At 71.6% G+C, this 24,564-nt stretch carries 25 protein-coding genes; 16 read left to right on the top strand and 9 right to left on the bottom strand.

From position 1 onward, the window contains the following. From C7S10_RS07585 to C7S10_RS07575, 3 genes are read right to left on the bottom strand one after another with little or no spacing between them, the layout of a single operon-like run. A complete protein-coding gene (locus C7S10_RS07585) occupies nucleotides 1-867 on the bottom strand; it encodes an ABC transporter permease (RefSeq protein ID WP_108343783.1) in 867 nt (288 codons plus the stop codon). Then, on the bottom strand, nucleotides 864-1,898 hold the full coding sequence (locus C7S10_RS07580) for an ABC transporter permease (RefSeq protein ID WP_108343782.1): 1,035 nt from the start codon (nucleotides 1,896-1,898) through the stop codon (nucleotides 864-866). Before C7S10_RS07580 ends, C7S10_RS07585 begins: the two co-directional genes overlap by 4 nt. A 1-nt stretch (nucleotide 1,899) precedes the next feature. Next, nucleotides 1,900-3,459: an ABC transporter substrate-binding protein gene (locus tag C7S10_RS07575; protein ID WP_207769279.1), complete on the bottom strand. Its 1,560-nt coding sequence runs from the start codon at nucleotides 3,457-3,459 to the stop codon at nucleotides 1,900-1,902. Between the two features lie 131 nt (nucleotides 3,460-3,590). Here C7S10_RS07575 and C7S10_RS07570 point away from each other — a divergent pair, with 131 nt between their 5' ends. Then, nucleotides 3,591-4,406 carry an IclR family transcriptional regulator gene (locus C7S10_RS07570; protein ID WP_108343780.1) on the top strand — a complete coding sequence of 272 codons (816 nt, stop codon included), beginning with the start codon at nucleotides 3,591-3,593 and terminating at the stop codon, nucleotides 4,404-4,406. A 49-nt stretch (nucleotides 4,407-4,455) separates the two neighbouring features. Next, nucleotides 4,456-6,777, top strand: coding sequence for a sulfatase-like hydrolase/transferase (locus tag C7S10_RS07565; RefSeq protein ID WP_108343779.1), 2,322 nt, complete (start codon nucleotides 4,456-4,458; stop codon nucleotides 6,775-6,777). Nucleotides 6,778-6,796: 19 nt separating this feature from the next. Here C7S10_RS07565 and C7S10_RS07560 read toward each other — a convergent pair whose 3' ends face one another. Next, nucleotides 6,797-7,177 (bottom strand): RidA family protein, encoded by a 381-nt coding sequence (locus tag C7S10_RS07560; RefSeq protein WP_108343778.1) that lies wholly within the window; start codon nucleotides 7,175-7,177, stop codon nucleotides 6,797-6,799. Between the two features lie 112 nt (nucleotides 7,178-7,289). Here C7S10_RS07560 and C7S10_RS07555 point away from each other — a divergent pair, with 112 nt between their 5' ends. Further along, the gene (locus C7S10_RS07555; RefSeq protein ID WP_108343777.1) at nucleotides 7,290-8,006 is read left to right on the top strand and encodes a DinB family protein; all 717 of its coding nucleotides are present in this window, start codon (nucleotides 7,290-7,292) and stop codon (nucleotides 8,004-8,006) included. On the opposite strand, the gene C7S10_RS07550 is transcribed toward C7S10_RS07555, so the two are convergent. Together C7S10_RS07550 and C7S10_RS07545 are read right to left on the bottom strand one after the other, a co-directional pair. Beyond that, nucleotides 7,991-8,605, bottom strand: a complete 615-nt coding sequence (locus C7S10_RS07550; protein ID WP_108343776.1) for a GNAT family N-acetyltransferase — start codon at nucleotides 8,603-8,605, stop codon at nucleotides 7,991-7,993. The genes C7S10_RS07555 and C7S10_RS07550 overlap by 16 nt on opposite strands. Beyond that, complete coding sequence (locus tag C7S10_RS07545) at nucleotides 8,598-9,806, bottom strand: SpoIID/LytB domain-containing protein (protein ID WP_165807077.1); 1,209 nt, start codon at nucleotides 9,804-9,806, stop codon at nucleotides 8,598-8,600. Before C7S10_RS07545 ends, C7S10_RS07550 begins: the two co-directional genes overlap by 8 nt. A 148-nt stretch (nucleotides 9,807-9,954) precedes the next feature. Between C7S10_RS07545 and C7S10_RS07540 the strand changes: the two genes are divergently transcribed. From C7S10_RS07540 to C7S10_RS07530, 3 genes are all read left to right on the top strand, one after another. Continuing rightward, nucleotides 9,955-10,251 carry an antibiotic biosynthesis monooxygenase family protein gene (locus C7S10_RS07540; protein ID WP_108343774.1) on the top strand — a complete coding sequence of 99 codons (297 nt, stop codon included), beginning with the start codon at nucleotides 9,955-9,957 and terminating at the stop codon, nucleotides 10,249-10,251. Between the two features lie 101 nt (nucleotides 10,252-10,352). Next, a complete protein-coding gene (locus tag C7S10_RS07535) occupies nucleotides 10,353-11,606 on the top strand; it encodes an HNH endonuclease signature motif containing protein (protein WP_108343773.1) in 1,254 nt (417 codons plus the stop codon). Between the two features lie 44 nt (nucleotides 11,607-11,650). Then, nucleotides 11,651-12,181 (top strand): P-loop nucleotide/nucleoside kinase family protein, encoded by a 531-nt coding sequence (locus C7S10_RS07530; RefSeq protein ID WP_108343772.1) that lies wholly within the window; start codon nucleotides 11,651-11,653, stop codon nucleotides 12,179-12,181. Between the two features lie 4 nt (nucleotides 12,182-12,185). Here C7S10_RS07530 and C7S10_RS07525 read toward each other — a convergent pair whose 3' ends face one another. Beyond that, nucleotides 12,186-13,562 (bottom strand): NAD(P)H-quinone dehydrogenase, encoded by a 1,377-nt coding sequence (locus C7S10_RS07525; protein WP_243395256.1) that lies wholly within the window; start codon nucleotides 13,560-13,562, stop codon nucleotides 12,186-12,188. A 76-nt stretch (nucleotides 13,563-13,638) separates the two neighbouring features. Here C7S10_RS07525 and C7S10_RS22020 point away from each other — a divergent pair, with 76 nt between their 5' ends. From C7S10_RS22020 to C7S10_RS07505, 3 genes are read left to right on the top strand one after another with little or no spacing between them, the layout of a single operon-like run. After that, nucleotides 13,639-14,505 carry a WXG100 family type VII secretion target gene (locus C7S10_RS22020; RefSeq protein ID WP_165807076.1) on the top strand — a complete coding sequence of 289 codons (867 nt, stop codon included), beginning with the start codon at nucleotides 13,639-13,641 and terminating at the stop codon, nucleotides 14,503-14,505. Beyond that, nucleotides 14,502-15,251: a hypothetical protein gene (locus tag C7S10_RS07510; protein WP_108343770.1), complete on the top strand. Its 750-nt coding sequence runs from the start codon at nucleotides 14,502-14,504 to the stop codon at nucleotides 15,249-15,251. Before C7S10_RS22020 ends, C7S10_RS07510 begins: the two co-directional genes overlap by 4 nt. Then, nucleotides 15,248-15,511: a hypothetical protein gene (locus tag C7S10_RS07505; protein ID WP_133176456.1), complete on the top strand. Its 264-nt coding sequence runs from the start codon at nucleotides 15,248-15,250 to the stop codon at nucleotides 15,509-15,511. Before C7S10_RS07510 ends, C7S10_RS07505 begins: the two co-directional genes overlap by 4 nt. 9 nt (nucleotides 15,512-15,520) lie before the next feature. Here the strand turns inward: C7S10_RS07505 and lpdA are convergent, their stop codons facing one another. Next, the gene (gene lpdA, locus C7S10_RS07500; RefSeq protein ID WP_108343768.1) at nucleotides 15,521-16,924 is read right to left on the bottom strand and encodes a dihydrolipoyl dehydrogenase; all 1,404 of its coding nucleotides are present in this window, start codon (nucleotides 16,922-16,924) and stop codon (nucleotides 15,521-15,523) included. Nucleotides 16,925-16,969: 45 nt separating this feature from the next. Here lpdA and C7S10_RS07495 point away from each other — a divergent pair, with 45 nt between their 5' ends. Next, nucleotides 16,970-17,422 (top strand): gamma-glutamylcyclotransferase, encoded by a 453-nt coding sequence (locus tag C7S10_RS07495; protein WP_207769278.1) that lies wholly within the window; start codon nucleotides 16,970-16,972, stop codon nucleotides 17,420-17,422. Here the strand turns inward: C7S10_RS07495 and C7S10_RS07490 are convergent. Continuing rightward, a complete protein-coding gene (locus tag C7S10_RS07490; RefSeq protein WP_108343766.1) occupies nucleotides 17,419-17,868 on the bottom strand; it encodes an NUDIX hydrolase in 450 nt (149 codons plus the stop codon). The genes C7S10_RS07495 and C7S10_RS07490 overlap by 4 nt on opposite strands. 39 nt (nucleotides 17,869-17,907) lie before the next feature. Here C7S10_RS07490 and C7S10_RS07485 point away from each other — a divergent pair, with 39 nt between their 5' ends. The 6 genes from C7S10_RS07485 (at nucleotide 17,908) to C7S10_RS07460 (ending at nucleotide 24,505) form a co-directional block, all read left to right on the top strand. Next, nucleotides 17,908-18,738 (top strand): purine-nucleoside phosphorylase, encoded by an 831-nt coding sequence (locus C7S10_RS07485; protein ID WP_243395255.1) that lies wholly within the window; start codon nucleotides 17,908-17,910, stop codon nucleotides 18,736-18,738. A gap of 14 nt (nucleotides 18,739-18,752) precedes the next feature. Beyond that, nucleotides 18,753-19,547 carry an NAD-dependent epimerase/dehydratase family protein gene (locus C7S10_RS07480; RefSeq protein WP_108343764.1) on the top strand — a complete coding sequence of 265 codons (795 nt, stop codon included), beginning with the start codon at nucleotides 18,753-18,755 and terminating at the stop codon, nucleotides 19,545-19,547. A 69-nt stretch (nucleotides 19,548-19,616) separates the two neighbouring features. Then, nucleotides 19,617-20,957, top strand: coding sequence for an ABC transporter substrate-binding protein (locus C7S10_RS07475; protein ID WP_108343763.1), 1,341 nt, complete (start codon nucleotides 19,617-19,619; stop codon nucleotides 20,955-20,957). After that, nucleotides 20,954-21,889, top strand: coding sequence for a carbohydrate ABC transporter permease (locus C7S10_RS07470; protein WP_207769277.1), 936 nt, complete (start codon nucleotides 20,954-20,956; stop codon nucleotides 21,887-21,889). Before C7S10_RS07475 ends, C7S10_RS07470 begins: the two co-directional genes overlap by 4 nt. Then, nucleotides 21,889-22,695 carry a carbohydrate ABC transporter permease gene (locus C7S10_RS07465; RefSeq protein WP_108343762.1) on the top strand — a complete coding sequence of 269 codons (807 nt, stop codon included), beginning with the start codon at nucleotides 21,889-21,891 and terminating at the stop codon, nucleotides 22,693-22,695. The genes C7S10_RS07470 and C7S10_RS07465 overlap by 1 nt, the downstream gene beginning before the upstream one ends. A 4-nt stretch (nucleotides 22,696-22,699) precedes the next feature. Then, complete coding sequence (locus C7S10_RS07460) at nucleotides 22,700-24,505, top strand: helix-turn-helix domain-containing protein (protein WP_108343761.1); 1,806 nt, start codon at nucleotides 22,700-22,702, stop codon at nucleotides 24,503-24,505. The last annotated feature ends 59 nt before the right edge of the window (nucleotides 24,506-24,564 follow it).

Here is a 24,564-nt window from a genome sequence, read left to right as displayed (position 1 = left end):
TCAGTCGCCCTTCTGGCTGGCCTGCGCCAGGCCGTCAGCCATCAGGTTGGTGGCGATCGTGAAGATCGCGATGACCAGCACCGGGGCGAGGACCGCCCACGGCTGCGTCTGGAGTCCGAGCCGGTTCTCGTTCATCATCTGGCCCCAGTTGGCCGCGCCCGGGTCGGCGGCGAAGCCGAGGAACCCCAGCGCGGCGACGATGCCGATGGAGTAGGTCAGGCGCAGGCCCGCCTCGGCCAGCAGGGGGCCGGTCATGTTGGGCAGCACCTCGGCCACGATCACCCGCGAGCGCTTCTCGCCGAGCGCCTCGGCCGCGACCACGAAGTCGCGCGAGACGATGCCCAGCGCGACACCCCGCGCGACGCGGGCCACGCGCGGGGCGTGGCCGGCGGCGACCAGGAGGATGATCACCCAGTCCGACGGGTTGCGCAGCGCCGTGAGCACGACGAGGGACAGCAGGATCTGCGGGAAGGCCAGCAGCACGTCGTTGAGCCGCATGATGATCTCGTCCCACCAGCCGCCGGCGTAGGCCGCGACGACCCCGATGAGGATGCCGACCACCATCCCGACCAGCGTGGCGAGCACCGAGATGACCAGGACCTCCTGACCTCCGTGCATCACGCGGCTGAGCACGTCCTGGCCGATGTAGTCGGTGCCGAACAGCCCGTCCTTCGCGTAGGGCGGACCGGCGGTCTCCTTCTCGCCGTACGGCGACAGGAACGGGGCGACGATGGCGAACAGCACCACGAGGACCGTGCCGGTCAACCCGAAGACGAACCGCTTCTGGCGCAGGGCCCGCCGGAAGAACGACTCGGGGGCGGACGCGGTCTCCGCGGCGGCGGGGGCGCCGGTCGATGGGTGGCTCATGAGGAGATCGCCGTCCTCGCTCGGGGGGTCAGCAGGATGGAGAGGACGTCGGCGACGAGGTTCACCACGATGTAGACGCCGGCGATGATCATGCTCAGCGCCTGCACCATCGCGACGTCGTGGTTGCGGACCGAGTCGACGAGCTGGCGACCGACGCCGGGGTACTGGAAGAGCGTCTCGACGAGCACCACGCCGCCGGCCAGCCAGGCCAGCTGCAGCGAGACGACCTGGATGCCGGGCACGATCGCGTTGAGCAGGGCGTGCTTGCGCATCACCACCGGCTCGGGGATGCCCTTGAGCCGGGCCAGCTCGACGTAGTCGCTGTCGAGGACCTCGAGCAGCGTGGCCCGCACGATGCGCGACACGTAGGGCGTCACGGCGATCACCAGGGTCAGGACCGGCAGCACCATGCTCTTGGGCTCGTCCCACGGGGCGCCGCCGGGGGCCACCAGGGTGACGGCCGGGAAGATCTTGAAGACCGTGGTCGACAGGAGGGCGACCAGGAGGATGCCGGTGACGAACTCCGGCACGCCCGCCAGCGCGAGCAGGATCGTCTGGATGACGGTGTCGGGGCGGCGCCTGCGGAAGTGGGAGGAGATCATCGCGATGCCGAAGGCGAGCGGGATCATCACCACGGCGGCCAGCAGCACCAGCACGATCGAGTTGGTGACGCTGCTGGAGATCTGGCCCCACACCGGCAGCTGGTTGGCCAGCGAGGTGCCGAAGTCGCCCGTGACGAGTCCGCCGAGCCAGTCGACGTAGCGGCTGACGATCGAGTCGCCGACGCCGAGCTGGGCCTCGAGCTGCTCGCGGCGGGCGATGTTGGTGCCGTAGTCGCGACCGAGGATGGCGCGCACCGGGTCGCCGAGGGCGGCCGTGGCGAGGAACACCACGATCGAGACCAGCCACAGGGTGACGAGCGCCAGGCCGAGGCGGCGGGCGAGCCAGATCGCCCACGCCGCCCCGCCGGAGCGTCCACGAGGAGGGGCGACCTCCGTGAGCGGATCAGGGAGAGTCGCTTCCTGTGTCATGTCAGAGGGACACCTTGCTGAACTTGTAGTTGCCGAGCGGGAGGTACTTGCTCGGTTCGAGGCCCTGCACGTTGGCGGCGTAGCCGTCGACCTGCTGGCGGAAGCCCCAGATGATCAGGCCGCCCTCGTTGTACTCGATCTCCTGCGCGTCGTGGAGGAGCGTGGCCCGCTTGGTCTCGTCGACCTCCTTGGCCGCGGCGTTGACCAGGTCGCGGTGGTCGGCGTTGTCCCAGTGGGTCTCGTTGTAGGTGCCGCCCTGGGCCGGTGGGAACGTCCCCACCACGGCCTGCGGAATGTAGTTGCGGGTGTTCCAGAAGTCCTGCGCGAACGTGTAGGACAGGTAGTCGTCGTCGTAGAACGGCGTCTTCTTGGTGACCTTGATGTCGACGCCCGCCGCCTTCGCCTGCTCGGCGAAGAGGTTGGCGGCGGGGACGGCGACCGAGCCGATGTCGTCGCCGGTGAACAGCTCGACCTGGAGGCCGTCGACACCCGCCGAGGCGAGCAGCGACTTGGCCTGGTCGATGTCCTGCTCGCGCTGCGGCAGGTCGCTGGCGTAGGCCACGTCGAGGGGGGCGTACATGTCGTTGCCGAGCGATCCGTAGCCGCTGAGCGTCTGGTCGATCATCGCCTGCCGGTCGACGAGGAGGCGCATCGCCTGGCGGACCTTGACGTCGTTGAAGGGCGCCTGGTCGACCCGCATCGTGAACGGCACCCACTGGCCACCCTCGGCCGTGAGCACGCCGCCGCCCGCGCCCTTGATCGTGTCGACCAGGTTGTAGGGGAGGTTGTCGAGCGTCTGGATCTGCTGGGCCTGCAGGGCGTTGACCTTGGCGTTGTCGTCCGCGAAGTCCTGGATGACCAGCTCGTCGAGGAAGGCCGCGTCGCCCCAGTAGTCGGCGTACTTGGTGAAGGTGCTGGTCTTGCCCGCCTCGAACGACTTGTAAGCGAACGCAGCGGTGCCCACGGGGGCGGACGGGTCGAACTTGCCGCCCGGGATGATCCCGAGGGTGTACTCGGCCAGGAGCGAGTCGAGGATCGCGTAGGGCGTGTTGAGCACGATCTGCAGCGTCGTGTCGTCGACGACCTTCGAGGACTCGAAGTCAATGATCTGCGAGAGCTGGCCGCCGGCGGACAGGGGCGCCTTGGGGTCGGCGACCCGGCGGATGCTGAGCCAGGCGTCCTCGGCCGTGACGGGGGCCCCGTTGTGGAAGGTCGCGCCTGCGCGCATCTTGACCGTCCAGGTGATGGCGTCCTTGGAGGCCTCCACGGACTCGGCCAGGGCCGGCTGGAGCGCGTAGTTGTTGTCCCAGATCAGCAGCGGCTCGTAGAGGTTGAGGCAGCGCGCGATGTCGGCCGCCGTCACCGGCTGGTGGGGGTCGAGGGTGTCCTTGGCCCCGCCGCCGGTCGCGCCGTGGATGAGCTGACCGCCGGAGCTCTGCTGGCCTCCACCGCCTCCGCCACCGCCTCCGCCGTCGTCTCCTCCACACGCGGCGAGGAAGCTGCTGCCGCCGATCGCGACCGCGCTGATTCCGGAGTACCTGAGCACTTGCCGGCGTGACATCTTCCAACTGCTGGGCGAGTTCTGGTTCACTTCGTGAGCCCCCTGTTGCGCAATGCGAACGGCGGTTGTGGTATCCGCAACATAGGTGGCCGGTCCCCGTTGGTCAATGAACAGGAGGGAAACGAACCCGGATGGCACCTTCTCCGCACCGTCCCGGGGCGACCCGCGTGCAGTCGGTCGAGCGGGCTGCGGCCCTGCTGCGAGCCGTTGCGCTCGCCACCGGCCAGGACGGCACGGCGGCCGCGCTGGCCGAGTCCGTCGGGCTCAACCGCACGACGACCTGGCGCATCCTCACCACCCTCGAGGACCAGCGCCTGGTGACACGGGACGACCGCAGCGGCATCTACTCCCTGGGCTTCGGCCTGATCGACCTCGCCGGCCAGGCCGGGGGCGCCAACCTGGCCCGGACGGCGGGCGCCGTGCTGGACCACCTCGCCGCGCGTTCCGGCGAGACCGCCGCCCTCGCCGTCGTACGCGACGGTGCGTTGACCTACGTCGCGGAGGCCACCGCGAACGCCGTGGTGGCCGCCGGATGGCGCGACCGCGCGGTGTCGCTGCACGCGACCTCGACGGGCAAGGTGCTCCTCGCGTTCACCGAGCCCGAGGACCTCGACGGGAGCCTGCGCCAGCGCGCTGACGGACGCCTGACCCGGCACACCCCCGCGACGATCACGTCCCGGGCCGAGCTCGACGAGGAGCTCGCCCGCACCCGGGAGCGGGGCTACGCCGTGTGTCGCGGCGAGTTCGAGAGCTCCGCGTGGGGCGTGTCGGCCCCGGTGCTCGACGCGACCGGCCGGGCCGTGGCCGTCGTCAGCATCTGGGGACCGAGCGAGCGGCTCACCGAGGACCGCTTCGAGGACCTCGGACACCTCGCCGTCGCGGCCGCGGGAGAGATCGCCGGGCGCCGTACGGCGGCACAGGACGCGACGACGACCCCTCACCCATGACTCCTGAGCACCCGACCATCAGATCAACCGACAGAAGGAAGCCCCACCGGTGAGTGACGACAACCCGCGCCCTGGACCCGACCGCACCCGTCTGCCCCTCGACGTCGACACGACGACGCGGCCGATCCGTCCGGTCGAGGCGGTGCCGGGGTCGCCGAACGTGGTGGTCGTGCTGATCGACGACATGGGGTTCGGTGCGTCCTCGGCGTACGGCGGTCCGTGCGAGATGCCGACGGCCGAGCGCCTCGCCGGGGACGGCCTGCGCTACAGCCGGTTCCACGTCACTCCCCTGTGCTCGCCGACCCGGCAGGCGCTGATGACCGGGCGCAACCACCACTCGGTGGGGATGGGCGTGACGAGCGAGATGTCGACGCCCGAGCCCGGCTACCACGGCTACCGCCCGTCGAGCGCCGCCACGATCGCGCAGATCCTCAGCGGCAACGGCTACTGCACCGCCGCCATCGGCAAGTGGCACCAGACGCCGCCGGTCGAGGTCAGCCCGTCGGGACCGTTCCACCGGTGGCCGATGGGCGAGGGGTTCGACTACTTCTACGGCTTCATGGCCTGCGAGATGAACCACTGGTACCCGCAGCTCTACCAGGGCCGCTACGCCGTCGAGCCGGACCGGCTGCCCGAGGACGGCTACCACCTCTCCGAGGACCTGGTCGAGAAGACGATCTCCTGGATCGAGAACCAGCAGGCGATCACCCCCGACCGGCCGTTCTTCACCTACGTCGCCTTCGGAGCGACGCACGCGCCGTTCCACGTGGCGCCGGAGTGGCGCGACAAGTACGCCGGGCGGTTCGACGAGGGCTGGGAGGCACAGCGGGAGCAGACGCTCGCCCGCCAGAAGGAGCTCGGGATCGTGCCGGAGTCGACCGACCTGGCGCCGTGGGCCGAGGGCGTGCCGCGGTGGGACGAGCTCGACGAGGACGACAAGCGCGTGGCGGCCAAGTTCATGGAGACCTACGCCGGCTTCGCCGAGCACACCGACGCCCAGGTGGGGCGTCTCGTCGACGCCCTCGACGAGATGGGCGTGCTCGAGGACACCCTGATCTTCTACCTGCTCGGCGACAACGGCGCCTCGGGCGAGGGCGGTCCCCGGGGCACGTTCCGCGAGCACCTCGTGGGCCACGGCATCCAGGACGAGACCGCCGACATGCTCGCCCGCATCGAGACGCTCGGCGACCCCACGACGTACGGCATCTATCCCGTCGGCTGGGCGCTGGCGATGAACACGCCCTACCCCTGGACCAAGCAGCTCGCCCACCTCGGCGGCACCCGTGACGGCATGATCGTGCGCTGGGGCAACGGCATCGAGGCGCGCGGCGAGGTCCGCCACCAGTGGCACCACGTGATCGACGTGCTGCCGACCATCCTCGAGGCCGCCGGGGTGCCGGAGCCGCGCACCGTCGGCGGGGTCGAGCAGCAGCCGATCGAGGGCACCAGTCTCGCCTACTCCTTCGACGACGCGGAGGCGCCCGACCGCCGCAGCACGCAGTACTTCGAGATGATCGGCAACCGCGGGATCTTCCACGAGGGATGGACCGCGGTGACGCGCCACGGCACGCCCTGGGAGATGGTCGACACCTCGAAGCGCCCCTTCGAGGAGGACGTGTGGGAGCTCTACGACCACACCAGCGGCGACTGGAGCCAGGCCCACGACGTCGCCGAGCAGCACCCCGAGAAGCTGCGGGAGCTGCAGGAGCTCTTCCTCCAGGAGGCCGCCCGCTTCCACGTGCTCCCGCTCGACGACCGCGTCACCGAGCGCGAGAACCCCGAGGTGGCGGGACGGCTCGACCTGCACCTGGGCCGGTCCTCGCTGTCGTTCGGCCCGCGGGTGGGGCGCCTCACCGAGGAGGCGGCACCCAACGTGAAGAACCGCTCCCACGTCGTCACCGCCGACCTGGAGGTCATCACCGGCGCCAGCGGCGTGGTGGTCGCCCAGGGCGGGCGCTTCGGTGGCTGGTCGCTCTACCTCGTCAACGGCGTCCCGCACTACGCCTACAACTTCGTGGGCCGCGACCTCGCCGTGGTGCGTGGCGGCAAGCCGATGACCCCCGGACGACACGACCTGGTCGTGCGGTTCGACTACGACGGCGGCCCGGTGGGCAGCGGCGCGAACGTGACCCTGGAGATCGACGGCGTCGCGGTCGGCAGCGGCCGGATCCCCGTCACCACCGCCTACTACTTCTCCTTCGACGAGACCTTCAACGTCGGCGTGGACCGCGGCACGCCGGTGGTCGACGACTACCTGCCCGTCCGCAACGCCTTCGAGGGGCTGATCCACCGGGTGCGCTTCGACCTCGACGAGGTCGCGGACCCCGGCACTCCGCAGGGGCGCGAGCAGGCGGTGATGGTCCACCAGTGAGGGGCCGCCGCCGGCGACGCTAGGACAGCACGGCGGTCATCCGGATCGAGACCAGCACGCCGGGTGGCTCCGGACCGAGGCGCGCGACGTAGCGCGCCGGCGGGTCGTGCGGGAAGTGCGCGGCGTAGGCCTCGTTGAGCCCGGCGAAGTCGTCGGGGTCGACCAGCAGCACCCCCACCTCGACGATGTCGTCCCGGGAGCCACCCGCCGCGGCGAGGACCCGCTCGCAGTTCGTGAGGGCCTGCTCGACCTGGTCCTGCACGGTGGGGCCGGCCATCCGACCCGACGCCGCATCCATGCCCGTCATCCCGGAGATCCACACGTGCGATCCCGACCTCACCCCTTGGGCGAACAGCGGTGACTGCGGGGCGTCCGGCACGCTGATGATCTGACGAGCCATCTCGTGACCTCCTGCGGGTGGCGGTGGGCTCGATTGTGCTCGCCCGACCGACGCCGGGCCAGACCTGTTGTCGCCAGACCTGGTGTCGGCGGCCGGGCATAGCGTGCGGTGCATGACGAGGTATGTCGACGAGGACCTGTCGGGCGCGGAGTTCCGCGAGTGCGACCTGAGCAACGCACGCCTGGTCGGGGTGGTCATGCAGGACGCCGTGATCGACGGGCTGGTCACCAACCTGACCGTCAACGGGGTGGAGGTCATGGCGTACGTCGAGGCCGAGCTCGACCGCCGCCAGCCGGTGCGCCTCCTCCTCCGCTCCGACGACCCCGCCGACCTGCGCCGGGGGTGGAGCGAGCTGCGCGCCGCGTGGGCGGCGACCGCGGACCGCCTGCGACAGTCGCCCGGACTCGAGCACGCGAGCGTGAACGACGAGTGGTCGGCCGTGCAGACGCTGCGACACCTGGTCTTCGTCCACGACTCGTGGTTCCGCCGGTGCTGCCTGGGGTCGACGGAGCCGTTCACCTCGATCGGCCTGGGGATCGAGTCCGTGCCCGACCGCGAGGAGCAGGGCCTCGACCCGACGGCCGACCCGACGCTCGACGAAGTGCTCACGGTCCGGGCCGAGCAGGCCGCCGAGCTGGAGGGCTGGCTGGCAGGCGTCACGCCCGGGCAGCTCCGGGAGCCGGCGCCGGTGCCGGACGACGGTCGGTGGCCGCCGTACGCCACCGGCCGCACCCTGCGTCAGTGCCTGGGCACCGTGCTCGGCGAGGAGCTCGAGCACCACGGGTTCTGCGTGCGCGACCTCGACCTGATCGATCAGACGCGCGTGTAGGTGGCGTCGACCTTCGGGGCCAGGTGCCGCCGGACCACGCGGCGCCGCAGGGTGGGCGAGGCGGCCACCTCGTAGCCCGCCTCGAGGAAGACCTGCAGCAGGCCGACCGATGCCTCGTCCCAGATGACCGTCTTGCCCTCCGGCGGGTCGATCGGATAGCCCTCGAGGAGACGAGCGCCGACCTGCTCGCCGTACTCCACCGTGGCCGTGGCCAGCTCGTAGGTCAGGCCGGCCTTGCGGAAGCCCTTGCGCACGACGAAGCAGGTGACGGACCAGACGCCCTCGAGCTCGGGGTCCATCCGCATCCACGGCTGCTTGCGGGCCCACAGGCGCGGGTAGTTCTCGCGCGGCTCGACGGCGACCCAGCCCGCCGGCTCGCCGTCGACGTAGCCGATCAGGCCGGACGTCGGGCCGTCGGTGCCGCACGCGGTCTGCTCCAGCTGCGCGGCGTCGCGCTCGGCCTGCGTGGTGTCGCGCCAGATCCAGCCGGGCACCTTCAGCCCCTGGCACCGGCACTTGTGCGCACCACTCGTCTCGAACACCGCGGCGACGTCCTCGTCGGTCGCGCGGTTGGCCGGGAGCCAGGTGAACTCAGCCACGGCGCGCCGAGGTCGGCGTGACGGTGAAGGTGAACCACGACGACTTCAGGCCGAGCTCGGTGCGCAGGGAGTCGCCGCTGAGGTCGACGCGGCCGGCGTTGCCGAACAGGGTCATCGCCCTCACCCGGCCGCCCCACTCGCCGTTGTCGTCGCGGGTCGCGACCTCGATCGAGGTGAGGTCCCCGATCGTCGGGTAGTGCTGCTCGATGAGCGCGTCGTCGATCTCGAGGGTCCACGCGTGGAACTTGTTGCCGTCCCAGCCGTCGTAGGGGTCCTCCTTCGCGACGAGGTACGGCGCCGAGCCGGCCGACACCCAGCCGCCGCTGCTCGCCGAGAACTGGGTGAACGCCGGCCGTCCGTCGTAGAAGAGGCCCTGGCGCGCGGTCGCCTTGATCGCCGCGGTCGCAGCGGGGTGCTCCACGTCGTAGCCGCCGTAGACCTGGCAGGCGGTGGTGTCGCAGATCTCGTAGTGCGCGGCGTTGGGGTGCGAGCGTTCCGCGGCGGCGTACGTCCGCGCGGCGACCGCCTGCGCGCTCACCGCGTCCGGGCTCCAGGTCGCCGGGATCTCGAGCGGCACGACGCCGCGCAGGTACTGCTCCATGCTGAGGATGTTGACCGTGTCGCGCGTCGCCGAGCCGGGGGTGGGCATGGCCGAGCGGAGCCGTCCGCGGTACGTCGAGGTGGTGCCGCCCTTGACCAGCGCGATCTTCTTCGAGGCCGCCGAGAACTCCCCCTCACCCCCGAAGGCGCGCCAGGTCTGCCAGCCGATCGCCACCTTGAACTGGACGAGCGTGCTCGCCCCCCGGGGCTGGAGCCGCCACCTCCTGGCACCGTTCGTGGGGAGGTCCCACGTGGTGCGCGGGTTGAGGCGGGTGACCTTCAGCCCCGGTTGGGCGAGCACGTGCACGTCGCTCGAGGTGTCGGCGGTGATGAGCACCTTGATCGAGCCCCGAAGATCCCCCCATGAGGTTCCCGGGTAGTAGAACTCGGTGATCTGCTGCCAGGTGAGCCCCTGACGGGCGGCCCCCTCGGCGCCGTACTGCGAGAGACCGCGGCCGTGCCCGTATCCGTGGCCGGTCAGCGTGATGGTCGAGTTGCCCGTGACCGGGAAGACCTCCGCCCGGCGTCCCGCGTGCGCGGGGGCGGCCAGCACGACGGTGCCGAGCGCGACCGCCAGCAGGGTGGCGAGGGACGAGGTCAAGCGGCGCATCGGGCGTCGGGCTCCGTGGTGTCGGGTGGTGCGTGGGACGGATGTGACTGGCGTGACGATTGATCAGAACACGGCGACCGGGGCGCGACAACCGGTCAGCGACAACTACACGTCTGTAGTTCGTGGCACGATCGCTCGCGTGATCCTCGAACAGGCCGTCCTGCCCGTCGTCCCCGGTCGCGAGGCCGAGTTCGAGGAGGCCTTCGCCCGCGCCAAGGCGATCATCGCGGCGATGCCGGGCTTCGGCGGGCTGACGCTGTCGCGCTGCGTCGAGCGCCCGGCGACGTACCTGCTCCTCGTGCAGTGGGAGCGGCTGGAGGACCACACCGTGGGCTTCCGCGGCTCACCCGACTACCAGGACTGGCGCGCGCTGCTCCACCACTTCTACGACCCGTTCCCGGTCGTCGAGCACTACGAGACGGTCGCGACCGCCTGACGCAGCAGTCGAGATCGAGCGTCCGACGACGCGGGGAAGAGCACCTCGCCCCGCCTGTGGAGAACTCGAACACGTGTTCGATTCAGGTGTAGAATTGCGTCATGGAGGGCACCCGCGAGACGCGCGACCAGCACCCGCTGCTGGGCCTCGTCGCGGCCATGTCCGACCGGATCGACAAGGCGGGCTCGGTCAACCCGACCTTCATGTCGACCACTGAGAAGGCGACCGCGCTGCGCGAGCTCTCGACCCTCGTGACCCGCAGTCAGGGACTGCTGCTGTCGGTGCTCGCCGCCTCCGGCGACGTGGCCGACGAGGTCGGTGCCCGGTCGGTCGGGGAGTGGTACGCCGCGTCGACCAGGCACGACCACCGACCCTCGATCGGACTGGCCCGGCTCGCCCGCTCCGTCGAGACCGACTACGTGCACCTGGGTGCCGCGGTGCTCGACGGGCGGGTCAACCTCGAGCAGGCGCAGGTCGTCGCGCAGGCGCTCGACGAGCTGCCCGCGGACGGCGTGAGCCCCGAGGTCCGAGAGCGCGCCGAGCTCCACCTGATCGGGCTGGCCGATGACTGGGCGCCCACACCGTTGAGGCGTCTCGCGCGCAAGGTGCTCGAGGTGGTCGCCCCCGAGATCGGTGACGATGCCGAGCGTCGAGCGCTGGAACGCGAGGAGCAGCGCGCCGCCGAACGCGCCCGCCTGTCCCTGACCCCGCTGGGCGACGGCACCACCCGCCTGACCGGCCGAATTCCCGACGCCACGGCCGCCCGGTTGCGGACCTACCTCGAGGCGTTCGCCTCTCCCCGCCGTACGGCATCGGAGGCCGACGGGCAACGCGTCCCGGCGCCACGGCTGCTGGCACTGGCCCTGACCGACCTCCTCGAGTCCCTGCCGGCGGATGTCCTGCCCGCGCACGGCGGCACCGCGACCACGGTGACCGTGCACCTGCGCCTCGACCAGCTGCGGGACAAGCTGGAACGCGCCGGCATCGCGACGCTTGAGACTGGCGACGCCATCACGGCCGGCCAGGCCCGACGGCTCGCCTGTCAGGCCAAGATCGTGCCCGTCGTCCTCGGCGGCAAGTCCCAGGTCCTCGACCTCGGACGCACTCGCCGGCTCCACACGCCCGCCCAGCGCAAGGCGCTGCGCAGCCAGCACAACCAGTGCCAGGCGGAGGGCTGCACCGTCCCCGTCGCGTGGTGCGAGACCCACCACCCACACCCGTGGAGCCACGGAGGGGCGACCGACCTCGACAACGCCGCCCTCCTGTGCACGCACCACCACCATCGCGCCCACGACACCCGCTACCTCACCCACCTGATGGCCAACGGCGACCACCGCTTCACCAGACGCACGTAGGACGACAAGGCAGGTGAAGCCCCGGGTCCTGACAAGATACGACCGTGACGGCTCGCCTCGTGGTCGTGGTGTCGGGACTCCCGGCGAGCGGCAAGACCACCGTCGGCGCTCTGCTGAGCGAGCGCCTGTCGATGGCGATGATCGACAAGGACGCGATCCTGGAGAGCCTGTTCGACACTCTTGGGTCGCCGGATCAAGAGGTGCGCACCCGACTCAGCCGGGCGAGCGACGAGGTGCTCTACCGGCTCGCGGAGAACTCGCACGAAGCGATCCTCGTCAACTGGTGGCACCACGACACCGCGCGCACCAGGCTGGTCAATGCCGCCGGATCCGTCATCGAGGTGTTCTGCGACTGCCCGGCCGACGTGGCCGTAGGACGGTTCGCGGCCCGCACTCGCCATCCCGGCCACCATGACGCTGACCGGTCGCCCGCTGAGATCGCGGCGGCAGTCAAGGCCGTGCGGAGCAGCTACCGCGGCCCGCTCGGCATCGGCGAGCTGATCCGGGTCGACACCCACGCGGCCATCGACGCCGACGCCCTGGCCGAGCAGGTCATGGCCGCGGCGACCGCCTGAACCCTCAGACCCGGTGCAGCCTCCGGGCGGCCTCGGCGATCGACCCGCTCATCGACGGGTAGACCGTGAACGCCTGTGCGAGCTTGTCGGCCGTCAGTGACTCCGCGACCGCGAGCGAGACCGGGTGGATCAGCTCGGAGGCGCGCGGCCCGACGACCACTCCCCCGACGATGATCCCGGTGCCGGGGCGGATGAAGAGCTTCACGAAGCCGTCGCGGACGCCCTGCATCTTGGCGCGGGCGTTGCCGGCCAGCGGGAGCATCACGACCTCGGCGACGATGTCGCCGGCGTCGACGGCCTGCTGCGACCAGCCCACGGTGGCGATCTCGGGTGAGGTGAAGACGTTGGACGAGACCTTCTTCAGGTCCAGGGGCGCGACGGCGTCACCGAGGAAGTGCCACATGGCGATCCGGCCCTGCATGGCGGCCACCGAGGCGAGCATCAGGACGCCGGTGCAGTCGCCTGCGGCGTACACCCCGCGAGCCGAGGTGCGGGAGACACGGTCGACGGTGATGAACCCGCCGTCGTCGGTCGCGACCCCGGCCTCCTCGAGGCCGAGGTCGGCGGTGTTGGGGATCGACCCGAGCGCCAGGATGCAGTGCGAGCCGGTGACCTCGCGGCCGTCGGTGAGCCGCACGGTGACCTCGTCGCCCGAGCGCGTCACCGACTCCATCCGCGAGCGACCGAGCACCTCCATCCCGCGCCGGACCGACACCTCCTCCAGTACGGCGCTCGCGTCGGCGTCCTCCCCCGGCAGCACGCGGTCGCGTGAGCTGACCAGGGTGACCGGGATCCCGAGCGCGAGGTAGGCGCTGGCGAACTCCAGCCCCGTGACGCCCGAGCCCACGACGATCAGCTTCTCGGGGACCTCGGTCAGGTCGTAGACCTGCTCCCACGTGAGGATGCGCTCGCCGTCGGGCTGCGCGGTGGGCAGGGTGCGCGGCGCGGCACCGGTCGCGACCAGGATCGAGTCGGCCTGCACGGTCTCGTCGCCGACCGTGACGCTGAGGTCGGGCCCGAGCCGGCCCCGGCCCTTGATCACCCGCACACCGTCGCGGTCGAGCCGGGCCGCGATGTCGGTGGACTGGTCGGCGGCCAGCCGCATCACCCGGGCGTTGACCTTGCCCAGGTCGACGCGGACGGTGGTCGCGGCGTCGCCCTCGTGGTCGGCGAAGTCGATGCCGAGCTCGGCCGAGTCGGCCACCTCGGTCATCAGCTCGGCGGTGGCGATCAGGGTCTTGCTCGGCACGCAGTCGGTGAGGACCGCGGAGCCGCCGATGCCGTCGGTGTCGACGATCGTCACCTCGGCCCCGAGCTGCGCGGCCACGTGCGCCGCCTCGTAGCCGCCGGGACCGCCGCCGATGATCACCACACGATTCATGCGGCTCATTGTTGCAGCGACCGAGCAGGAACTTTCCGGGTGCCTACGACCGGCCTCCGGACCTAGCGTTGCCGCCATGACCATGGTGGGTGCCGACACGGCGGAGCTGGCCGACCTCGCGGGCCAGTTCGGCGACGCGGCCGTCGAGCTCGACGACCTCGCGCGACGCCTGGCCCGGTCGATCGACCGCACGCAGGCGTGGCAGGGCCCGAGCGCCGACCGGTGCAAGGACCAGTGGACCGGGCTCGCGCAGACCCAGATGCGGCAGGTCGCCGACGAGTTGGCCGCGGCCGGGCGCCACCTGCGGGTCAACGCGTGGGCGCAGGACATCGCCAGCGGCGACACCCATCTCTTCGGCATCCTCGGACGGCTCTACGACTTCGCCGTCACCGGCGACGCGGGCCGCCGCGCGTTCTCGGCGTTCAAGCGGCTCGGCGGGCTGGCGGCCTTCTTCCGCGCCCTGGTCCTCCCCGCGACCGGCTTCGCCGCGCTCACCCGCACCGAGCGGCTGATCGAGGCCGGGCGCGCCTTCCTGCTCGGCACCAGCACCAACCCGGTCCTCAAGCTCGCGTCCCGGGTGGCGCTGCCACTGACCGTCGTCTCGGCCATCGGCGACATCCGCTCCGGGGGCGGTTACCAGGGCTGGCGCGCGTGGGCCACCCGCGGATTCGCCCTCGGCGGTGGCGCCGGCGCGGTGGTCCTGATCGCGGGCGGGATCGGCGCCGTCGCCACGGCACCCATCACCGCGACCGTGGCCGCCGTCGGCGTGACGGCCTACGCGCTGTGGAGCGCCGGCAACTACGCCTACGACCACTGGGACTCCGTCGAGCGCGCCTACCAGGTGTCCACCGGCTGGGTCGCCGACCGGTGGCGCGACGCCATGTCGTCGTATGCCGATCGCGGCCGCAGCATGCTCGCGACCCCGGCAGGAGGCGGGCGATGACCGCGGCGATGGCCGACACGGCGGCCGGGCCGCACGTCCGCGCCGTCGAGGTCCTCACCGACGAGGAGCTCTCCCTGCTGGTCTCCGGTCCCGGCGCGGTGGTCACGCCCTACTTCTCCACGCTGGCGGCCCGCGACGTGGAGCAGGCCCAGCGCTCGGCGTACCGCAGCCTCGTCGCGCGCGGGATCGTCGACATCGGCGGCCGGCCGCAGGAGGGGCCCGTCCGGCTGCTGCTGCGCGAGGACGTGATGACGCTGATGACCCTGCGCGAGACGGCGGTCACGCTGGTCGCGGTGGCGCGCACGACGACGGACGGTCAGGACTTCTGGTACGCCCACGTCGTCGAGGACCTGCTCGTGGTGGAGGAGGTGAGCGAGGACGGGCTGCACCGCTTCGCGCTCGCCTTCACCCGCGACCTGCCGGCCCTGCTGGTCGGTGCGGCGCTCCACCCGGACGCCACCGACGGCCTGGGCGACGCGGTGAGGATCGCGGCCCTCCCCGAGGCGCAGGCCCCGGCGCAGCTGCTCGAGAGGCTCGGGCGGGCGCACGTCCGGGCGGACGTCGTGGTGCTGAGGGCCGGCCACCGCGGGCCGCGACCCGAGCTGGTCGGGCTGCACTCCGGACCGGACGGCTCGTGGTCGGTGACCTCGACCCCGGGCGAGGGTGCGACCGCGCGACCGGAGACGGTCGAGGGGATCCGGACGACCCTGCACGGCCTGGCCGCGCAGGCGGTGGGAACGTCATGACCTGGCGGGGCATGGACACCGAGGCGGTGCAGGCGCTGGGCGCCGACCTGCGCGACGCCGGTGCGCGGGTGCAGGAGCTCGCCGCCCGGCTCGATGCCGGGCTGGTCGGCACGGACTGGACCGGTCAGGACGCGACGCGCTTCCTGGAGTGCTGGGAGTCGCGGCTGCGACCGGCGCTGGAGCAGGCCGATGCGGCGCTCGCCACGGCGGCGCTGATCGCGGACGGGCACGTCCGCGACCAGACGGCCGCCAGCGGGTGAGGCGTGCCCTCAGAGGTTGATCATGTGGCCGGCGATGCCGTGCACGGCTTCCTTGACGGCCTCGCCCAGTGTGGGGTGGGCGAAGACGTTGCGGGCGACCTCGTCGGCTGTGAGGTCCCACTTCTGCGCCAGGGTGAGCACCGGCAGCAGCTCGGTCACGTCGGGACCGATCAGGTGCGCGCCGATGATCTCGTTGTGCTCGGCGTCGGCGACGACCTTGACGAAGCCGACCGCCTCGCCGAGGCCCATGGCCTTGCCGTTGGCGGTGAACGGGAACGTCGCGGTCTTCACGTCGTAGCCCCGCTCCTCGGCCTGCGGCTCGCTGTAGCCGAAGGAGGCGATCTGGGGCATGCAGTAGGTCGCGCGCGGCACGAAGTCGTACTCCACCGGCATGGTCTCCGCGCCGTTGATCGTCTCGGCGGCCACGATGCCCATCGCCTCGGCGACGTGGGCGAGCATCAGCTTGCCGGTGCAGTCGCCGATGGCGTAGACGTTCGCGACGTTGGTGCGGCCGAAGTCGTCGATCTCGATCGCGCCGCGGTCGGAGACCGCCACGCCGATGTTCTCGAGGCCGTAGCCCTCCACCCGCGGCGCGAACCCGAAGGCGGCCAGGAACTTGCCGGCCTCGAGCACCTGCTCGTCGCCGCCGGCGGCGGGGGCGACCGTGACCTTCACTCCCGAGCCCGTGTCCTCGACGTTCTTCACCGCGGTGCTGGTCAGCACCTTCACGCCGAGCTTCTTGTAGTGCTTGGCGAGCTCCTTGGAGATGTCGGGGTCCTCGGTGGGGACCATCCGGTCGAGGAACTCCACGATGGTGACGTCGACACCGAAGTTGGCCATGACGTAGGCGAACTCGACGCCGATCGCGCCGGAGCCGCCGATGATGATCGACTCGGGGAGCTGGTCGGTGAGGATCTGCTCCTCGTAGGTCACCACGTTGTCCGACAGCGTCACGCCGGGCACCAGGCGCACGGTCGCGCCGGCGGCGATGATCAGGTTGTCGAAGGTGTAGGGCGTGGTGGAGCCGTCCTTCGTCTTCACGTCGACCGACGTCGGGCTGGTGATCGTGCCCCAGCCGTCGACCTCGGTGATCTTGTTCTTCTTCATCAGGAAGTGGACGCCCTTGACGATCCCGGCGCTCACGTCGCGCGAGCGCTTGTGGGTCGCGCCGAACGCCATCGTGACGTCACCCTCGATGCCGAACTTCGCCTTCTCGTGCTGCAGCGTGTGGGCCAGCTCGGCGTTCTTCAGCAGGGCCTTGGACGGGATGCAGCCGACGTTGAGGCACACCCCTCCCCAGTACTTCTCCTCCACCACGGCCACCTTCTGGCCGAGCTGGGAGGCGCGGATCGCGGCGACGTAGCCACCGGGGCCGGCGCCGAGGACGAGGGTGTCGAAATGCGTGTCGGTCACGGGTCACACCCTAGCCGTCGGGTCGCACCTCGCTACCCTTGCCCCGTGACGCTCTACGCCGCCTACGGGACCAACCTGGACCCGGGACGAATGAGCGAACGCTGCCCCCACTCGCCGCTGCACAGCACGGGCTGGCTGCGGGGCTGGCGGCTCACGTTCGGCGGCGAGGAGCACGGCTGGGACGGCTCTCTCGCGACGATCGTCGAGGACCCGATCGAGCAGGTCTTCGTCGCGGTCTACGACGTCACGCCCGAGGACGAGTCCGAGCTCGACCGCTGGGAGTCGGCCGACACCGGGCTCTACCGCAAGACCCGGGTGCGGGTGGTGACGATGAGTGGCGAGCTCGTCGTGTGGGCCTACGTGCTCGACGCCTACGAGGGCGGCCTGCCGTCCGCGTCCTACCTCGGCGTGCTCGCCGACGCCGCCGAGGCGGCCGACGCACCTGCCGACTACGCGGCGGGCATCCGGGCCCGCGCCTGCCGCTCGACCGGTCTCTAGGCCCGCCGGTCGAGCCAGGCCCCGAGCGCGACCTCGACGAGCCCGACGTGCGGCTCGTCCGGCACCGCGGCGATCGGCACCCAGTCGGCCCGGTCGGTCGAGCCGTCGACCTCGAGCGTCCCGAGCTCGCCGCCGACGACCCGCGCGGTGAAGACGATCCGCAGGTGCCGCGCCCAGCGGTCCGTCTCGATGGTCCGGTCGCCCGGCGCCACGACGTGCGAGTCGACGACCAGCAGACCGGTCAGCTCGACGACGAAGCCCGTCTCCTCCCGGACCTCGCGGATCGCACCCTGCTCGGCCGTCTCCTCGAGCTCGATGCCACCGCCGGGGAGCGACCAGGCGGGAGTGCCGACGCCCTCGCCGTTCCACCACGACAGCAGGATCCGGTCGCCGTCGACGATCACGGCGTACGCCGCCACGCGGGTGTCGTAGTCGTAGAACTCCATGGCGCCATCATGCCCGGGGGCCCCACTAGGATCACCCGCGTGAACGACCACAGCACCGACCACGGCACCGACCATCAGGCCGACCATCAGGCCCTCGCCCGGGACGCCGCAGCGAAGCTCGCCGAGCTCACCGGCGTCGAGAGCCACGACGTCGCCCTCGTCCTCGGCTCGGGCTGGCTGCCCGCCGTCGACGCCCTCGGCGCGGCGACGGCGGAGATCGCCACCACCGACCTGCCCGGCTTCCACGCCGCCGGCGTCGTCGGCCACTCGGGCAGGATCCGCAGCATCGCGGTCGGCGACACCAACGTGCTGGTCTTCCTCAGCCGCACCCACTTCTACGAGGGCAAGGGCGTCGCGGCCGTCGTCCACCCCGTCCGCACCGCCGCCGCCGCCGGCTGCCGGGCGATCGTGCTCACCAACGGCTGCGGCGGCCTCAAGGAGTCGTTCCGCCCCGGCCAGCCGGTGCTGATCTCCGACCACATCAACCTGACGGCCACCAGCCCGATCGAGGGCGCCAACTTCGTCGACCTGACCGACCTCTACTCCCCCCGCCTGCGCGGGTTGTGCAAGGAGATCGACCCGACCCTCGACGAGGGCGTCTACGTCCAGTTCCCCGGCCCGCACTACGAGACCCCGGCCGAGATCGGCATGGTCCGCGCGATCGGCGGCCACCTGGTCGGCATGAGCACCACGCTCGAGGCGATCGCCGCCCGCGAGGCCGGCCTGGAGGTCCTCGGGATCAGCCTGGTCACCAACCTCGCGGCCGGCATCAGCGGCGAGCCCCTCAACCACGAGGAGGTCCTCGAGGCGGGCAAGGCCGCTGCGGGCCGGATGGGCGACCTGCTCGGCCAGGTCGTGCCGCGGATCTGACCTACGCTGCGCCCATGCGCATCCTCCTCACCGGCGCGGCCGGCTCGCTCGGTCGCGTCCTCACCCTCGGCCTGTGCGACCTCGGCCACGAGGTCGTCGGCCTCGACCTGGTGCCCGAGCCCGAGGGCTTCACCGGTCGCTGGCACACCGTCGACTGCAGCGACGCCGCGGCCGTCCGAGCCGTGTTCGCGGAGGAGCGGCTGGACGCGGTCGTGCACTTCGCCGGCCGCACCGACGAGGTCGACCTGCCGGCCGAGCTGACCTCGCACGTCATCACGACGGCGGCCCTGCTCGACGCCATGGTCGAGCACCGCATCACCCGCATCGTCTACGCGGGCTCCAACCACGCCGTGGGCCGCACCCCACGACGCGACCTCCTCTCCGAGGACGCCCTCCCCCGCGCCGACTCCTTCTACGGCGTCGCCAAGGTCGCCGCCGAGGCGCTGCTCCAGCTGTACGCCGACCGCTACTCGATCGACGCCGTCAGCTGTCGCATCGGGAGCTTCCTCCCCGAGCCGACCACCACACGCAACCTGGCGACCTGGCTGTCGCCCGACGACGCGGTCCGCATGGTCGAGGCCGCGCTGACCGCTGCCGCCCCGGGCTACGCCGTGCTCTACGGCATCAGTGACAACACCGACGCCTGGTGGGACCTCGAGCCGGGGCGTCGGCTGGGCTACGAGCCGCAGGACGACGCAGCGGCGTACCGCGACAGCATCGAGCCCCGCGACGAGGACGAGCTCGAGGCGTCGTTCGTCGGTGGCCCCTACGCCGGCGTCGACTTCGAGCGCCCGGCGCTCGACGGCTGACGGATCGCGTCCCACCCGTAGGGGCGGGAGGGTCTGTTGAACGCGTTCAACGGCACGTAGGTTGCCCGCATGCCTACCTCGGAGCACGGGACGACCTTGCGCCGGAGGACCGTCCTGACGGGTGGGGCGGTCGTGGGACTGGGAGCACTGACCGGCTGCGCGGGCCTGACCGAGCGGGTCTCCAGCACCTCCCGCGGTGCTCGCGATCGGCTGACCGTGCAGGTCTACGGCACCGACACCGAGACCGGGATCTACCAGCAGCTGGCCGACCGCTTCGCGCAGGAGCAGGGCGTCACCGTCGACCTCACGGTGGTGCCGTTCGCCGACTTCGCGACCGGGATCGACGCGGGCCTCATCTCCGGCACCGCGCCCGACGTCTTCCGTGTCGACTACCCGACGATGGGTCTCTACTCCAGCACCGGCCAGCTCCTCGACGTCACCGAGGCCCTGGGCGACCTCGCCGACGACGTGCCGGCGGCCCTGATGGCCGCGGTCGCCCACGGGGACCGGAGCTTCGGCATCCCCCAGCACGTCGACACGAGTGCGGTGGTCGTCCGCCCCGATCTCCTGCGCGACGCCGGCATCACCTCGGTCCCCGACCGGCTCGAGGACGCCTGGTCGTGGGAGGAGTTCGCGGACGTCGCCGATCGGCTGTCGCAGGCAGCCCCGGACGGCACGACGCCGTTCGGCGTCAACTGGCAGGCCGCCGGCGCGTTCCGGTGGCTCAACTTCCTCTTCCAGGCGGGCGGCCACCTCTACGACACCGACCTCTCGCGCGCGGTGGTCGACGACGACGCCGGTCGGCGCGCCCTCGACTTCACCGCCTCGTTCTTCGAGCGCGGCTGGGTGCCCGACTCGACGTCCACGAAGAGCGCCACCTATCCCGACGCGCTGTTCACCTCGGGCAAGCTCGCGATGCTCTTCGCCGGCAACTTCCTGCTGCCGGCCTTCGCGGACACGATCGGCAAGCGGTTCGAGTACGCCGCGACGTACCTCCCCCAGGACCAGCGGCAGGCGAGCGAGCTCGGGGGCAACGCCATCGTCGCGAGCCGGCAGGCGGTCAACGCCGACCTGGCCGCCGAGTTCCTGGTCTTCCTCGCCTCGCCGGAGGCGATGGGCGACTTCTGCTCGGCGTCCGTGCTGCTGCCCACCCGGGCGTCGCTGGTCGAGCGCGGCCTCGACTTCGCCCTGGGCCGAGACCTGATGCCGGTCTACGCCGACCAGATCCGGACCATCGAGGACCGCGACGTCGCCGATGTCACCACCCCCACCTTCGCGGAGGTGAACGTCGACCTGGCCAACGAGCTCGAGGAGACGTTCCTCGGCGGCCGGCCGGTGGACGACACGCTGCGGCGGCTCTCGGAGCAGGTCACGGCGGGCGCCTCACTCAACCGGGCGAGCACCGCATGAGCACCGTCGAGGCCCGCCCGCGTCAGCGCCATGGCCAGCGCCAGGGCCCCCGCCGGGACCCGCGACAGCACCGGGGGTCCTCCGTCACCGCGTGGGTGATGCTGGCCCCCAACCTGCTGCTGCTCGGGCTCTTCCTCCTCGTCCCCCTCGTCTGGGCGTTCGTGCTGTCCTTCCAGGCCAAGCGCTCCTTCGGTGGCGGGACGTGGGCAGGGCTGGACAACTACACGCGGCTCCTGCGGGACGACGTCTTCTGGCGAGCACTGCTCAACACGGCCGTGTTCACCGCGATCACCGTGCCCGTCACCGTGGTGGCCGGTCTCGCGCTCGCCCTGCTGCTCGACAAGGCGCTTCCGGGACGCGGGGTGTTCCGCACGATCGTCTACCTGCCCATCGTGGTCAGCACGCTGGTCACCTCGCTCATCGGCCTGCTGCTCTTCGACGAGTCGATCGGCATCGTCAACGGCGTCCTGGCCGACCTCGGCCTGGGAGCGGTGTCGTGGCAGAGCGAGGGGTCGTTGGCGATGGTCTCGGTGATCGTGATGGTGCTGTGGACCCGCATCGGCTTCGCCATGGTCGTCTACATCGCCGCCCTGCAGGACCTGGACCAGGAGGTGCTGGAGGCGGCGTCGGTCGACGGCGCGGGGAAGTGGGCACGGGTGCGCCTGATCGTGGTGCCCTCGTTGCGACCGACCACGATGTTCCTGCTCGTGGTCAACATGGTCTGGTCGTTCCAGATCTTCGACATCGTCTACGTCATGACCAACGGCGGTCCGGGCTACTCCACCACGATGCTCGTGACCTACGCCTACGACGAGGGCTTCGGGCCTGCGCGCAACTTCGGCTACGGCTCCACCGTCGGGGTCGTGCTCTTCGTCCTGACCCTCCTCATCACCGCGCTGCAGGTGCGCTCCAGCCGGAAGCAGGACGGCTGATGTCACGGCCCGTGCGGTTCCTCGTGTGCCTGGTGGTGGCCGCGATCTTCGCGCTGCCCCTCGTTGCCATGCTCGTGGTGTCCTTCACCCCGCGGGAGATGCTGTTCGAGGACGGCGCGTCGCTCTGGTCGAGCGACTGGACGACCGCCAACTACACCGGCCTCTTCGACCGCTTCCCGGTCGGGCGGTGGTTCCGCAACGCACTGCTGGTCGCCGTGATCACCACCGTGCTGTCCGTGTGCGTCAACCTGCTGGCGGGCTTCGCACTGGCCAAGCTCCGCTTCCGCGGGCGCTCACTGGTGCTGGGCGTCGTGCTGGCCACGTTGGTCGTGCCCGGTCAGGCGATCATGATCCCGCAGTTCGAGCTGGTGGCCGGGCTCGACCTCATCGGACTCTTCTGGGCGGTGATCCTGCCCTCCGCAGCCACGGCGCTCGGCGTCTTCCTGGCCCGTCAGTTCTTCGTCTCCTTCCCCGACGAGCTGCTCGAGGCGGCCCGCGTGGACGGCTGCTCCACCGCGGGGGCGTTCTTCCGCGTCGTGCTGCGCAACGCGCGCCCGCTCATCGCCGTGATGGTGCTGATCGCCTTCATGACCCAGTGGAACGACTTCCTGTGGCCGCTGATCACGCTGCGCGACCCCGACCTCTACACGCTGCCGATCGCCCTGCGCTTCCTGCAGAACCAGTACGACGCCGACTACGGTGGCGTCATGGCCGGAGCCCTGCTGTCGTGCGTCCCCCTGCTCGTCCTCTTCGTCCTGCTGCAACGGCAGTTCGTCGCGGGGTTGACCCGGTCCGGGATCAAGTGAGGAGATGCCCGACGACCAGGGCAGCTTCCTGGACCTCCTCTACACCGGCGCCCCGCGCGCCGACTTCGACCGGCTGGTCGAGGAGTACCCCGAGCGCGCCGGCGAGCACGACGTCGCGCTGCGGCTGCGCGACCTGATCGCCCGCCACCGCTCCCGCGAGGGCGAGCTGTCGGCGCTCTACGAGACGGCCCGCGACCTCACGGCGATCCGCGACCTCGACGAGATCCTGACGGCGATCGTGCGCCGGGCTCGTAGCCTGCTGGGCGCCGACATGACCTACCTCTCGCTGAACGACGAGGTCGAGGGCGCGTCGTACATGAAGGTCACCGACGGCGCCCTGACCCGCGAGTTCCAGACGCTGCGTCTCCCCCTCGGCACCGGGCTGCTCGGCCTCGTCGCCCAGACCGGCGCGCCCTACTTCACCGAGGACTACCAGTCCGACGAACGGTTCGTGCACCGCCACTACATCGACGACGCGGTCGGCGGGGAGCGGATCCGCGCCATCCTCGGCGTGCCCCTGCTGGTCGAGGGGCGGGTGATCGGCGCCCTGCTGGCCGTCCACCGCACCGTACGTCGCTTCCCGGCCGACGAGGTGTCGCTGCTGACCTCCTTCGCCGCCCACGCCTCGGTGGCGCTGGAGAACGCGCGGCTCTTCGCCCGGCTCGACGAGGCCAACCGGACGATCTCGGCGCACGCCTCCTCGGTGGAGGCGGCCGCGCTGGCGCACGAGCGGATGACCGACCTGCTGCTCGCCGGAGGCGGGGTCGCGGAGGTGGTCGACGTGCTCGGGGAGGTGCTCGGCGGCGAGTCCGCCGCCTGGGACCCGCGGGGGCAGCTGCTGGCCGGCACCGACCTCGGCGACGGACCGGCGATCATGGCCGCTGCCGAGGAGTCGGCGCGCTCGGGCCACGCCATCCGCGCCGGCGACACCTGGGTGTCGGCGGCCGTCGCGGCCGGCGAGCACGTCGCGACCGTCGCCCTCCGGCGCTCGCCGGCCGACCTGGTCGCGGTCGAGCAGCGCACGATCGAGCGGGGGGCGCTCGTCACCGCCCTCGTGCTGGTCTTCGCGCGCAGCGTCGCCGAGGCCAGCGAGCGCCTCGGCACCCAGCTGCTCGTCGACCTCGTCGAGGGTCGCGAGCTCGATGCCGACCGGCTGCGCGAGCGGGCGCGCCGCCACACCTTCGACCCCGACACCGAACTGGTGCTCGCCACCGTCCTCGTCGACGGCGACCGGGGCACCGCCGCCCGCGCCGCCGCCCGCGTCGCCGTCCAGCACCGCGGGCTCTCCGCCGAGCACCACGGCGACGTCCTGGTGCTGGCGCCCGCCGGGGACGCGATGGCGTTCGGCCGCGCCGTGCGTGACGCCCTCGGCGAGGGCGCCACCGTGGGGGTGGCGAGCACGTCGGTGGGCGAGGTGCCGGCGGCGTACGACTCCTCCCACCGCGCCGCTGTCGCCCTGCGTGCTCTCGGGCGGAGCGGCGACGTCGCCGACCACGCCTCCCTCGGGCTCGCCAGCCTGCTGCTCGGCGACGCCTCGCCCGACGCGGTGGAGCACTACATCGACCAGACGCTCGGGCCCGTCCTGGCGCACGACGAGCGGCGGGGCACCACGCTGCTGCCCACCCTCGACGCGTGGTTCGAGCACGGCGGGGCCGTCGCGGGCACCGCCGAGGCGCTGCACGTGCACCCCAACACGGTCAGCCAGCGGCTCGGACGGGTCGCCGAGCTGCTCGGGACCTCCTGGCGCGATCCGGCCCGGGCGCTCGAGGTCCAGGTGGCCCTGCGCCTCCTCCGCCTGCAGAAACTGTGACCGAACCACACTGACCGAGCACAACCATGTGGGTCCGACACATGGCTACCGGTGACAGC

It is taken from the genome of Nocardioides currus (genome assembly GCF_003057875.1).
GTDB lineage: Bacteria > Actinomycetota > Actinomycetes > Propionibacteriales > Nocardioidaceae > Nocardioides > Nocardioides currus.
Note: the sequence above shows the minus strand (reverse complement) of the source record. Positions and strands in the feature narration are given on the sequence as shown.